General features: G+C 33.7%; 13 protein-coding genes and 2 tRNA genes. 8 read left to right on the plus strand and 7 right to left on the minus strand.

Features of this window, described 5'->3' with window-relative positions; translation table 11 throughout:
- Window positions 1-67: 67 nt before the first annotated feature.
- On the plus strand, window positions 68-724 hold the full coding sequence (locus tag V6246_RS09610) for a metal-dependent transcriptional regulator (protein WP_341560184.1): 657 nt from the start codon (window positions 68-70) through the stop codon (window positions 722-724).
- Window positions 725-805: 81 nt separating this feature from the next.
- Entirely contained in the window at window positions 806-1,345 is a 540-nt protein-coding gene (locus tag V6246_RS09615; RefSeq protein WP_341560186.1) for a hypothetical protein, read from the plus strand.
- Window position 1,346: 1 nt separating this feature from the next.
- On the opposite strand, the gene V6246_RS09620 is transcribed toward V6246_RS09615, so the two are convergent.
- The 5 genes from V6246_RS09620 to V6246_RS09640 form a co-directional block, all read right to left on the minus strand.
- Complete coding sequence (locus V6246_RS09620; RefSeq protein WP_341560187.1) at window positions 1,347-2,225, minus strand: 3-keto-disaccharide hydrolase; 879 nt, start codon at window positions 2,223-2,225, stop codon at window positions 1,347-1,349.
- Between the two features lie 74 nt (window positions 2,226-2,299).
- A complete protein-coding gene (locus tag V6246_RS09625; protein WP_159018689.1) occupies window positions 2,300-2,437 on the minus strand; it encodes a FeoB-associated Cys-rich membrane protein in 138 nt (45 codons plus the stop codon).
- A gap of 11 nt (window positions 2,438-2,448) precedes the next feature.
- A complete protein-coding gene (feoB, locus tag V6246_RS09630) occupies window positions 2,449-4,548 on the minus strand; it encodes a ferrous iron transport protein B (RefSeq protein ID WP_341560188.1) in 2,100 nt (699 codons plus the stop codon).
- Window positions 4,541-4,777, minus strand: a complete 237-nt coding sequence (locus V6246_RS09635; RefSeq protein ID WP_341560189.1) for a FeoA family protein — start codon at window positions 4,775-4,777, stop codon at window positions 4,541-4,543. The genes feoB and V6246_RS09635 overlap by 8 nt, the downstream gene beginning before the upstream one ends.
- 144 nt (window positions 4,778-4,921) lie before the next feature.
- On the minus strand, window positions 4,922-5,590 hold the full coding sequence (locus V6246_RS09640; RefSeq protein WP_042496138.1) for an SCO family protein: 669 nt from the start codon (window positions 5,588-5,590) through the stop codon (window positions 4,922-4,924).
- 161 nt (window positions 5,591-5,751) lie between these two features.
- Here V6246_RS09640 and rseP point away from each other — a divergent pair, with 161 nt between their 5' ends.
- Together rseP and V6246_RS09650 are read left to right on the plus strand one after the other, a co-directional pair.
- The gene (gene rseP / locus V6246_RS09645) at window positions 5,752-7,098 is read left to right on the plus strand and encodes an RIP metalloprotease RseP (RefSeq protein WP_074936678.1); all 1,347 of its coding nucleotides are present in this window, start codon (window positions 5,752-5,754) and stop codon (window positions 7,096-7,098) included.
- 81 nt (window positions 7,099-7,179) lie between these two features.
- Window positions 7,180-7,253 (plus strand) — tRNA-Asn (locus tag V6246_RS09650).
- Between the two features lie 488 nt (window positions 7,254-7,741).
- Here the strand turns inward: V6246_RS09650 and V6246_RS09655 are convergent.
- Together V6246_RS09655 and mce are read right to left on the minus strand one after the other, a co-directional pair.
- Window positions 7,742-7,815 (minus strand) — tRNA-Ile (locus V6246_RS09655).
- 51 nt (window positions 7,816-7,866) lie between these two features.
- Window positions 7,867-8,268: a methylmalonyl-CoA epimerase gene (mce, locus tag V6246_RS09660; RefSeq protein WP_341560191.1), complete on the minus strand. Its 402-nt coding sequence runs from the start codon at window positions 8,266-8,268 to the stop codon at window positions 7,867-7,869.
- Window positions 8,269-8,527: 259 nt separating this feature from the next.
- Here mce and rbfA point away from each other — a divergent pair, with 259 nt between their 5' ends.
- The 4 genes from rbfA to V6246_RS09680 all read left to right on the plus strand — a co-directional run bounded on the left by rbfA (window position 8,528) and on the right by V6246_RS09680 (window position 11,918).
- The gene (gene rbfA / locus V6246_RS09665; protein WP_042502346.1) at window positions 8,528-8,965 is read left to right on the plus strand and encodes a 30S ribosome-binding factor RbfA; all 438 of its coding nucleotides are present in this window, start codon (window positions 8,528-8,530) and stop codon (window positions 8,963-8,965) included.
- 1 nt (window position 8,966) lies between these two features.
- Entirely contained in the window at window positions 8,967-10,172 is a 1,206-nt protein-coding gene (locus V6246_RS09670) for an ABC transporter permease (RefSeq protein WP_341560193.1), read from the plus strand.
- Window positions 10,173-10,461: 289 nt separating this feature from the next.
- Complete coding sequence (locus tag V6246_RS09675) at window positions 10,462-11,064, plus strand: TetR/AcrR family transcriptional regulator (RefSeq protein WP_341560195.1); 603 nt, start codon at window positions 10,462-10,464, stop codon at window positions 11,062-11,064.
- A gap of 56 nt (window positions 11,065-11,120) precedes the next feature.
- Window positions 11,121-11,918 (plus strand): haloacid dehalogenase type II, encoded by a 798-nt coding sequence (locus V6246_RS09680; protein WP_341560197.1) that lies wholly within the window; start codon window positions 11,121-11,123, stop codon window positions 11,916-11,918.
- The last annotated feature ends 1 nt before the right edge of the window (window position 11,919 follow it).

The following is an 11,919-nucleotide window of genomic DNA, read 5'->3' on the forward strand; positions in this document are numbered from 1 at the left end:
GATAAGTCTAAAAATATTTTTAAAGTTTTAATTATTATATATTTGTGACATCTCTAAAAAAAGCATCATGGTTACCCTTACGGAAGAAAATTACATCAAAGCTATTTACCATTTAGGCAAGCAAGGCGAAAACAACGTTAGCACAAATGCCATTGCTAAAGAAATGGAGACTAAAGCCTCTTCCGTCTCTGATATGGTGAAAAAACTTTCTGAAAAAGGCTATGCTGATTATAAAAAATACCAAGGTGTTACTTTAACGAAAGAAGGAAAACTTATCGCCGTTAACATTGTTAGGAAACACAGGCTATGGGAGGTCTTTTTATCTGAAAAATTAAACTTCTCCTGGGATGAAATACATGATGTTGCAGAACAACTAGAGCATATAAAATCAGAGAAACTTATTAAGCAATTAGATGCATTCTTAGATTACCCATCTCACGATCCGCATGGTGACCCGATTCCGGATGAGAATGGAAGAATACAAAGCATCGATAAAATATTATTATCTCAAGCTCAAGTTAGCAATATTTGTATTTGTGTTGGGGTTAAAGACTCTTCTTCCGAATTTTTAAAATACCTAGACAAGCACGGCATAGCTTTAGGCACAGAGCTAAAAGTAACCAACAAAGAGCCTTTTGACAACTCGATAACGATTACCATAAATCATTCAGAATTTATAATTTCTAATATTATAGCTAATAATTTATTTGTGAAATTAGCCTAACTCCTGTTTTATAAAAAAAGTATTACAAAATTAGCGTAAGGCACGAATTTTGATTCAATTTACATATTTTAAATTCAAAATATGAAGTCGTTTTTACTCGTTTTTGTAGTTGCATTCTGTTTTTCTTGCATTCCGGTACGCATTGCCCCAACCATTAAAACCGACAAAGTTATGGTTGCGAAAAAATTTAAACGCAAGCTACCCAAGCGTCAAGCTTTTATTTTTGAAGACCCAAAAAACGCCAACGAGTTTTATAATTATGTGAATACGAAGCATGAATTACAGTTTCAAGACGTAGAATTTAATGTCCCTTTTGAAGTTGATGGTACACTGTTTTATTTTTCGTTTCACGAAGTAGAGATCCCAGACAAAACTATCAATCTTATCCCTATTATAATTGACGCTAAATTAGACAACGGTGGTAGCAGCCCTCTATTCGAAGATAGTTACACATCAAGACAAGGCAATTGGTATATTGCCATTACCGTAAACGATGAAGCTATGAATGATTGCTTAAAACCTAATAGCGTATATAAAGCATCCGTTTTAAAATATTTAAAACAGATGCGATTAGAATACTTAAATACGAGCAATTATCTAGAAGCCTTACTAAGACGATAAATTAACTCTTTTTAAAACGTACTTGCTTTCTTATTTTCTTCGGAAACTTCTTTATTGAAGTTAATGTTAAATCTTTATAATAACACTCAGCAGCTTCCGATTGGATTTGGATTTGCCCTTTGTTTAAAATTTCACCTTTATCATTCTTTGCATTTTCAACAACCATAACCACATGGCCATTTACTACGTGCACTGCATTATTCCCTAACACATAAATCTCTAAAAGATTCCACTTGCCATGAGGCGCATCGTGCTCTGATCCTGCATTAATATATCCGTTTGCCTCAAAATACGCATCGGAATTTGGGTTGTATTTTTTAGACTCACCTCTAACTACAGCTGTAGGCTTACCCCTTTTAGGACTCGCTGTTCCGCCACCTAAAGGAATAAAATCCCCTAAATCTGTTTCTTGTACTTGATATTCTAGAGATGTTTTCCAGGTCTTCCAAAAAGCCCCTTGTTCGCCATAACAATGGTAAAGAATACCACTATCGCGTTTTGCATCTAATCTTGGTTCCCATTTTTTATCACCCCATTTAAACAAGGTACTTAAATGATAATTTTCGTAGTCTTTTTTAGTGTTTATTCCACCTAAAATTTCACCACTAATATGTAATATCAATTCACCGTTTTCTTCATTCACAGTAAAAACATCTTTAATATCGTTGTTTAAACCTAAAGCGGTACCGTTATGCACATTATCAGATTGATATGTACCTTCTGGCAAATCGGTAACAGTGGCATGTGGAACTCCTATCCATTTTTCAAACTGACTTAAATCCTTATCCAGTAAATGAATGGTTTTAGAGCTTTTTTGAGCTGCTACAGTTAAACTTGTTAAAATGAAAAACAGGGAAATGTACTTGAATTTAGAATGCATGGTTGGCTTATTTAGTTTAGCCAAATATAGATATATTCTTAAAAAGTAAGTAATATTTGCTCTATGAATATGTTTTAATGACAGCCGCAACCATCATCTCCACCGCAGGCCTTTTTAGCACTTGGTTTCTTTACGAAGTATTTTTTAACCAAAGACCAAACTGCAAAAGCTACGGCTGCAAAAACGAGTATATTTTGAATTATAGTGTTCATTTTTTTTAGTTTTATTTCAATAATTGAAAAGCAATTAAAGCTGTAATATAAGCAATTGCCGTCATAATTACTAATTGCCAAACCGGCCATTTCCAGCTATTGGTTTCTCTTTTCACTACAGCCAACGTACTCATACATTGCATAGCGAACGCGTAGAACAGCAATAATGAAATCCCTGATGCCAAAGTAAATAACGGACCACCTAAAATAGGGTTGGTTTCTTTAGCCATTCGGTTTTTAATAGTATCTACATCATCATTTCCAACACTATAAATAGTAGCCAATGTTCCAACAAAAACTTCACGAGCAGCAAAACTACTCACAATAGCAATTCCAATTTTCCAATCGTATCCCAAAGGTCTAATAGCAGGTTCAATAGCATGCCCGGCAATACCAATAAAGGAATGCTCTAACTTATGCGATGCTATTTTTTGCTGCAATTCATCGTCAGATAAATTATTAGCAACATTATTAGTTTTAACAATTTCTTCAGCATTATTAAAATTATCGCCTGGCCCGTAAGATGCCAAGAACCAAAGCACAATAGAAATAGCTAAAATAATTTTACCAGCTCCAAACACAAACGACTTCGTTTTTTCGATAACCGTAAGCGCAACATTTTTAAAAAGCGGCAACTTATAGTTAGGCATTTCTACCACAAAAAAGGTTTTACTTTTTATTTTAAGAATCTTATTTAAAATATATGCTGAAACTACTGCAGAAACAAAACCGAGTAAATACAACAACATTAACGTTAATGCTTGATAGCCTAAACCTAAAAACCGACCTTCTGGAATAACCAACGAAATAATAATTAAATACACTGGTAATCGAGCCGAACAGGTTGTAAACGGCGTAACCAAAATGGTAATCAATCGTTCTTTCCAACTTTCTATATTTCGGGTGGCCATAATAGCTGGAATAGCACAGGCTGTACCAGAAATAAGTGGCACAACACTTTTTCCGCTAAGACCAAAACGCTTCATAATGTTATCCATCAAGAATACCACACGGCTCATATACCCACTTTCTTCCAAAACCGAAATAAAGAGGAACAAAAACGCAATTTGCGGTATAAAAATTACAATTCCGCCCAGACCAGAAATAATACCTTCGGCTAATAAATTAGTAAAAGCACCAGATGGCAATGTGGTTTTTACCCACTCGCTTAACGATGCAAAAGCCCCGTCTATTAAGTCCATTGGCACACTAGACCAATCGTAAATTGCTTGAAAAATAGTAAGAAGAATAAAAAAGAAAATAACATACCCCCAAACTTTGTGAGTTAGAATTCTATCGAGCTTAGACCGTAAATCTTTAGCTTGAGTAACATCTATAGTTTTTCCTTTTTTAAGAACATTGTTTATAAACTGATACCTTTTTATGGTTTCACGCTGTTGTAAACGCTTTAAATCTCCACTGGTTTTAGTTTTAAAACTTGCTATGGCATCAATTTCATTTCTATCGGTTTTCCCGAAATTAACATCTTGCGTAATTACTAACCAAAGCTTATATATTAATTGATTAGGAAACGCCTTTTTTAACGCATCGAAATAAGGTTTATCAATTTCCGAAGGATCTAAACAAGGTGTTACCGAAAGATCACGATAATTAGTAATAAGTTCTTTTAACCTATCTATCCCTATATTTTTACGTGTACTTATTAATGCAATTTTAGTTTGAAGTTGTTTTTCTAAATAATCAATATCCAACGAAATACCTTTATATTTCATCCTGTCGGACATGTTTATCACTAGAATAGTTGGAATTTCTAAATCTTTAATTTGAGTAAAAATTAAAAGATTTCGTTTTAAATTCTCTACATCACTAACAACAACGGCAACATCTGGATAATCTTTATCATTTTTATTTAAAAGCAATTCGATAACCACACTTTCATCTAGCGACGACGCATTTAAACTATAAGTTCCGGGCAAATCAATAATATGCGCCTTTACACCACGTGGCAACTTACAAACCCCCTCTTTCTTCTCAACCGTAATACCTGGGTAGTTTCCAACTTTTTGGTTTAATCCTGTTAAAGCATTAAAAACCGAAGTTTTACCCGTATTTGGATTTCCTATTAAGGCGACGTTTATTTGCTTACTCATGCGTTATTTTTTCAATTAAAATATGCGAAGCCGTTTCTTTTCTAATCGCAACATGCGACCCATTTATATTTAAATACATAGGATCTTGAAAAGGAGCAAGCTGAATTAACTCGACAAAATTCCCTGGCAAACATCCCATTTCTAATAATTTTAGTGGAATATTTTTAGATGAAACATCGGTAATAACACCGCGTTCGCCTCGTTTTAGATGTGCTATAGTATATTGCAAGCTTATTTAGATTGATTTTAAAGAAGCAAAAGTAATGTAAATGTTTAGAAGTTAAAAAGTTTATCGAAAATAGTTTGAGGATTTTAAGTCGTAGTTACAACGCCCAGCTTTCAGTTTAGCAACCATTTAGTTTGCCGGCAACTCTTATTTTTCTTCTTTTAAAATTGAAATATCTTTTAACAGTCTATCAATCTCTTCCTCGTTGGTACCATCATAAAAACCTCTAATTTGTCGCTTTTTATCAATAAGCATAAAGTTCTCTGTATGCACCATATCATAAGGCCCGCCATATTCAGCATCTTTTACAGCGAGATAACTTTTTCTGGCCAACGTGTAAATTTCTTTTTTATCACCTGTTACTAAATTCCACTTTTTATCGTTTACACCTTTTTTTTCAGCATAACGTTTTAATTGTGCTACGGTATCAATTTCTGGCGTTACGGAGTGAGATAGTAACATCACCTCATCATCATTTATAATTTCCTTTTGAATTTTCACCATATGATCCGTCATAATCGGGCAAATAGTTTGGCAGGTAGTAAAGAAAAAATCGGCAACGTATATTTTATTTTTGTAATCGTTTTGCGTGATGGTTTTACCATTTTGATTCAACAAAGCAAAATCGCCTATTTTATGATATTTTTTTTGATATTGAAGTGTGCTATCCACCAATTCGGCACTTACCGATGCGGGCTGATAAATTGGTAATGGCTGATATACATTTAAAGTATTGTAAATTAACGATACAATAACCACGGAAATAACACCAAAAACGATGAAGAAAATCTTGTATTCTTTAAAAATAGAACCCATTATCTATAAATTTTAGACAAAAATACGAGATAATTTAGATAAGCCCCTTGTGATTGAACCCTAAATTCCTGTTAAAACCAATGCCTTTGTTTGATTGTCTTTTTTAAAGTTGGTTTAAAAGCTTACTTTTGTGCGGTTATAAAAATTTGACTGAAAAATATATGGAGTTTGTTATTAAAATATCGCAGTTTTTGCTAAGTCTTTCGCTGTTAATTGTTTTACACGAATTAGGGCATTTTATCCCTGCAAAACTTTTTAAAACGCGAGTAGAAAAATTTTACTTATTTTTTGATGTAAAGTTTTCTTTATTCAAGAAGAAAATTGGCGATACTGTTTACGGAATTGGCTGGTTACCACTTGGTGGCTATGTTAAAATTTCGGGTATGATAGACGAAAGTATGGATACCGAACAAATGGCTAAAGAACCACAACCATGGGAATTTCGCTCTAAACCGGCTTGGCAACGTTTAATTATTATGCTAGGTGGTGTTACAGTAAACTTTGTTTTAGCTGTAGTAATCTACATTGGTATGAGTTATTTTTATGGTGATAAAATTTTACCAGTTCAAAATATTCAAGATGGTTTATTAGTACAAAGTAGTGTTGCTAACAATGCTGGACTTTTAACAGGAGATAATGTTATTGCCGTAGATGGTACCAAGATCGACGATTATTCTCAAATTTCTGAAAAAGTACTTTTTGGAAAAGAAATTACTATTGAGCGTAACGGACAAGAAAAAACGATAACTTTTCCAGAAGATTTTTTAGCACAACTTATAGATTCTAAAGAAAAAGGATTCATTAATTTAAGAATGCCTTTTGTTGTTGTTGAAGTGCCAGACACATCGGCTAATAAAAGTAGCGGACTTAAAAAAGGAGATATTATTGTTGGTTTAAATGATTACAAAACCAAATATGTTGATCAAGTTACTACTGGTTTAGATAAATTTAAAGGACAACAAGTTTCGGCAACTATACTTAGAGATAATAAAGAAACAACCTTACCATTAAATATTAGTAGCGATGGTAAACTAGGCTTAGTTTACGCGCCACAATCTACCTATGCAACATTAGAGGCATTAGATTATTATAAATTTCAAACTAAAGAATATAGCTTTTTAGAAGCGATTCCTGTTGGTTTAGAAAAAACTGGAGATAAAATATCCTCTTACATTACACAATTTAAAGCTATTTTTACACCAAGCACGGGCGCATACAAAGGTGTAGGTGGCTTTAAAGCTATTTATGATATATTTCCTAGCTTTTGGAGCTGGCAAGTATTCTGGGGCATTACAGCATTTTTATCTATTATGCTAGGTGTTTTAAACTTATTACCTATTCCTGCACTAGATGGTGGACACGTTATGTTTTTACTATATGAAATGATCTCTGGAAGAAAGCCTGGAGACAAATTTATGGAGTATGCACAAATGGTTGGATTCTTTCTTTTAATAGCATTAGTGCTGTTTGCAAATGGGAATGATATCTACAAAGCGATATTTGATTAAATTTTTTAAAAAAAATTTAAAAAATGTTTGCGGCATTTAAATAAAGTTCTATCTTTGCAACCGCTAAGCAAAATAGCACAGTCCTTCTTAGCTCAGTTGGTTAGAGCATCTGACTGTTAATCAGAGGGTCCTTGGTTCGAGCCCAAGAGAAGGAGCAAAATTAAGTCTAACAGAAATGTTAGACTTTTTTGTTTTTAATAGGTTTTGGTTTTTCTGAGATTTTAATACTTCCTAATGATATTACAACTCTACAAATAGAAAACGCGAACCAACACCCCATACTTTTAAACGGAGCACGAATACAAATTCTTGATGTATAATTAGAATACATAGAGCGCTTTTAAGCCCATTTAAAAGAATACCGAAACTTATTCAGCAAACAAAGCAAATAAAACCAAAGAAAGCTTATAAAAACGCTTAGCCAAAACCATACTCTACTTCAAATCGAAACTGTTTATTCATTTTTTTCACAAGGAACAAATTAAGATCTTCCAAGAAAACCTCTTTTATTTCTAAAAGTAATCAGAATAACAACACGCTTACTCTATCAATATCTAATCAATAAAGCGCCAAAACATCTCTTTATTTAACTTTAAAGCACAAAAAAAGCCTCACATTGCTGTGAAGCTTTACAATCTCTATGTGGTCCCACTTGGGCTCGAACCAAGGACCACCTGATTATGAGTCAGGTGCTCTAACCAACTGAGCTATGGGACCGAAATTGGAGTGCAATATTACTATTTATTTTAGATGTAACCAAAAAAAATATCACTTTATCTCTTGGCAAAGTTCAATTAGTACACCATTTGTAGATTTCGGATGTAAAAAAACCACTAATTTATTGTCGGCTCCACGCTTTGGAACCTCGTTTATAATTCTAAAACCTTCATTTTTTAAACGGATAATTTCAGCTTCAATATCTTCAACATCAAAGGCAATGTGATGGATACCTTCTCCATTTTTATCAATAAAACGGGCTATTGCGCTATCTTCCGAGGTTGCTTCTAACAATTCAATTTTATTATCACCAACCTTAAAAAACGATGTATTTACATGTTCACTTTCTACTGCTTCGGTTTTATAAGGTAGCTCTCCAAAAAGTTTTGAATATAAATTACTAGAAGCTTCTAAATTTTTTACTGCAATGCCAATATGTTCTATTTTTTTCATCTAAAAACCTGTTTTTTCATTTCTGTAAATGCGAAAAGCTTAATTTTATTCTAACAATACATGCAAAAGAAAATATCAAATCTGTTTCTACGCAGTTCTTTTACATCCTCTTGGCAAGAATATCACTAAATAATCCCTCCCAGACGAAAAGAATAAACGAGCCTGTATTCCTTCCGCGAAAGCGTTAATTTGTTAATTATTATCTAAATTAATCTGAAAATATTAAAATACACCTCGAAAAACAAGATAATCTTTAAATATGCTTTATTTTTGCAATCTAAAAGCATTTTATAAAGTGGAAGAAGCAGAAAGTCAAAGACAAAAAAAAATAGGTGGGGTTTTACAGCAAGATTTAGTAGAAGTTCTACAAGGAGCTGCCACACAGGGCGGAATGCGCGGTGTTTTAATATCGGTATCTAAAGTAAAGGTTACTGTAGATTTATCGGTTGCGAAGGTCTATTTAAGCATTTTCCCTAACGATAAAGCGCCTGCACTTATGGAGGGCATAAAATCGAATACACCATTAATTCGCCACGAATTAGCACAACGTACCAAACACCAGTTGCGCCGTATGCCTAATTTAGAGTTTTTTATAGACGATTCTTTAGAGTACATCGACCAGATTGAAAAATCTTTAAAAGGCGAAGAAAACCCTATCAAAGATCCTAATATTTTAGACAAAAGAAAAAAATCGTAGATTGAGTTTTCCACTATATATAGCAAAACGTTATTTGCGCTCCAAAAGCAGCAATAACGCTATTAATTTTATAACCAACATTGCTATTATTGGTGTTATTCTCGGGGCTGCATCTTTATTTATTGTGCTCTCTGGTTTTGCCGGATTAAAAGATTTTACACTACAGTTTTCTACAGAAATAGATCCAGATTTAAAGGCCGAAACCACCGTTGGCAAAACCTTTATGCTTACTAAAGATATCGCAGAACAACTCGATAATTTAGAAGCCGTTGCCGAGTATTCTAAAATTATTGAAGAGCGCATTTTTATAACTAGCAATAACAAAACTACTATTGCTAAAATAAAAGGTGTAGATGGCAATTTTCAAAACATTGTAAACATAGATTCTGCCATGGATACAGGCAGTTGGTTAGACCAAAACACAAACGAAATTGTTGTGGGTTGGGGCATTTCTAAAAACTTATCTTTAGGTATTTTAGATTTTACAAAATCTATAAACATTTATGTTCCCAAGCCTGGAAAAGGACAAATAACATCTACAAAAGATGCCTTTAATACCGTTCGCGCAGTAAATGTTGGTATATTTTACATAAACGAAACCTTAAACGATGGTTATATTTATGCACCCATAGATTTAGCAAAAAGGTTACTTAATTACCAAGACAACCAAATATCGTCTATAGAGTTTAAGCTTAACCCAAACGCAGACGAAACCCAAGCTAAACAAAGCATACAAGCCATTTTAGGTGATAACGTTACCGTAAAAAATCGCGCACAATTAAACGATGCACTTTACAAAATGTTAAACACCGAAAACTTGGCCGTTTACCTCATTTTTACCCTAGTACTCATCATTGCATTTTTCAACGTTATCGGCTCATTAATTATGATGATGCTCGATAAAAAGAAAAGTTTAAGCACCCTTTTTAATATAGGAGCCACGGTAAAAGATATTCGTAAAATATTTTTCTATCAAGGTAGCTTAATGAGTATTATTGGTGGCCTTATCGGGCTCGTTACCGCACTTATTATTACCTTTTTACAACAACAATTCAGCCTCGTCATGATCACGCCATCGCTACCATACCCTGTTGCCATACGTATAGAAAACATATTTATCGTTTTTATTACCATCTCGGTTTTAGGCATTATTGCATCAAAAATTGCATCGGCACGTATTACAAAAAACATGGTAAAAACCGTATAAATAATTTTGGCGAGTTGCCAAGAAAAATGGCAAACAGGCTTTCCGCTATATCTTTTTTGTAAGCACTTTTGGTTAACGTTCTACAACAGTTATTTTAACACAAACTCAGCATAGCCTAAAGTATAAGCTATTTTAAGCTTTCAAAAAAGGATGCCGCATCAATCCTTCTCGCGGGTTTATCTTCCAACAAATAGCGGAACCCACAAATAATTTTTATCCGCACAGCATACAAATTAACAGAAAAAGTTAAAAAACATACCTACTAGTATTTTTTATATACATTTGTAATATGTTACAGGAGCAAAAATCGGAATTCACAAAACAAACCATTCTTAACGAGTCGTTTAAACTGTTTTATAAAAACGGATTTAAAACCACAAGTGTAGATACTATAATGAAAACCACCAAACTCACAAAAGGGGCGTTCTATCATCATTATAAAAACAAAAAAGAATTGGGTCTTGCCGTAATAAGCTTAAAACTACAAGAACGTGTTTTTAAAGGTATGATAGAACCTTTACAGCAACCCGGAAATGTTGTAGACATATTAGAAAGTACATTTTCTGAAAGGTTAAAATCTTTCTCACTACACGATAAAAAACACGGTTGCCCAACAAACAATTTTATAAATGAAATTGGCGATTTTGAAACCGCGTACCAAATGGCGCTAAAACAAATAATAGATAATTGGCGTGATGCCTTAATCTTGTTATTAGAGCGTGGTAAAACAGAAGGTAGCATTAAACAAAATATCTCGAGCGCATCGGTTGCTGTATATTTAATAAGTGCTTTTGAAGGCGTGCGTGGTATTCGAAAACTCTATGATACCGATGTTATTTTAGATGAGTACATGAGCGGCTTAACTATTTATTTACAGCAAATTAAAAACTAATATTTTTTTACACTAAAAACATACCTATTGGTATGTTTTATAAAACAACAATTGCAATGAAAAACGAAACAAACAAAAGAAGAGACTTTCTAAAAAAATCGGCCATGGTTGGTTTGGCTGCACCGCATTTAGCATTTGCCTCAACAAATACAGAAACTGCAAACACAACATCTAGCAAACGACCAAAAGTTTTATTTTTTGATGTAAACGAAACACTACTCGATTTAACAGCCATGAAGGAAAGTGTTGGTAAAGTATTAGGCAATCGCCCAGATTTATTACCACTTTGGTTTACTACCATGTTACAATATTCTTTGGTAACTACCGTTGGTAGACAGTATAATGATTTTGGAATTATAGGCTCTGCAGCACTTCAAATGGTTGCTGCTAACCATAATATTTCGATAACCGAAGAGGAAGGAAGAGAAGCTATTTTAGGACCGTTACGTTCTATTCCTGCACACCCAGAAGTAAAACAAGCATTACAAAGTTTAAAAGATGCTGGCTACAAATTAGTATCTTTCACAAACTCATCTAATAAAGGTGTGGAAACTCAATTTAAAAACGCAGGATTAACCGAGTATTTTGAACAACGCTTAAGTATTGAAGATATGGGTAAATTTAAACCACATGCCGATGCTTACGATTGGGCCGCAAGAAAAATGGGCGTACAACCAAACGAATGCATGCTAGTAGCCGCACATGGCTGGGATATTGCCGGAGCACTTTGGGCTAATTGGAGAGGCGCTTTTATTAGTCGTCCGGGAGCTCAATTATATCCGTTAGCAGCATTACCAGAACTATCGGAATCTAATTTAAAAAACATAGCAGATAAACTCATTGCACTAAAATAAT

It is taken from the genome of Algibacter sp. TI.3.09, from assembly GCF_038154905.1.
Lineage (GTDB): Bacteria > Bacteroidota > Bacteroidia > Flavobacteriales > Flavobacteriaceae > Algibacter.

Bases quoted from the DNA above. Each gene is read 5' to 3' on its own strand.
- V6246_RS09610 (WP_341560184.1), top strand. From the start codon at position 68: ATGGTTACCCTTACGGAAGAAAATTACATCAAAGCTATTTACCATTTA.
- V6246_RS09680 (WP_341560197.1), top strand. From the start codon at position 11,121: ATGAAAAACGAAACAAACAAAAGAAGAGACTTTCTAAAAAAATCGGCC.
- V6246_RS09615 (WP_341560186.1), top strand. From the start codon at position 806: ATGAAGTCGTTTTTACTCGTTTTTGTAGTTGCATTCTGTTTTTCTTGC.
- V6246_RS09620 (WP_341560187.1), bottom strand. From the start codon at position 2,225: ATGCATTCTAAATTCAAGTACATTTCCCTGTTTTTCATTTTAACAAGT.
- rbfA (WP_042502346.1), top strand. From the start codon at position 8,528: ATGCTTTATTTTTGCAATCTAAAAGCATTTTATAAAGTGGAAGAAGCA.
- V6246_RS09640 (WP_042496138.1), bottom strand. From the start codon at position 5,590: ATGGGTTCTATTTTTAAAGAATACAAGATTTTCTTCATCGTTTTTGGT.
- feoB (WP_341560188.1), bottom strand. From the start codon at position 4,548: ATGAGTAAGCAAATAAACGTCGCCTTAATAGGAAATCCAAATACGGGT.
- mce (WP_341560191.1), bottom strand. From the start codon at position 8,268: ATGAAAAAAATAGAACATATTGGCATTGCAGTAAAAAATTTAGAAGCT.
- rseP (WP_074936678.1), top strand. From the start codon at position 5,752: ATGGAGTTTGTTATTAAAATATCGCAGTTTTTGCTAAGTCTTTCGCTG.
- V6246_RS09625 (WP_159018689.1), bottom strand. From the start codon at position 2,437: ATGAACACTATAATTCAAAATATACTCGTTTTTGCAGCCGTAGCTTTT.
- V6246_RS09675 (WP_341560195.1), top strand. From the start codon at position 10,462: ATGTTACAGGAGCAAAAATCGGAATTCACAAAACAAACCATTCTTAAC.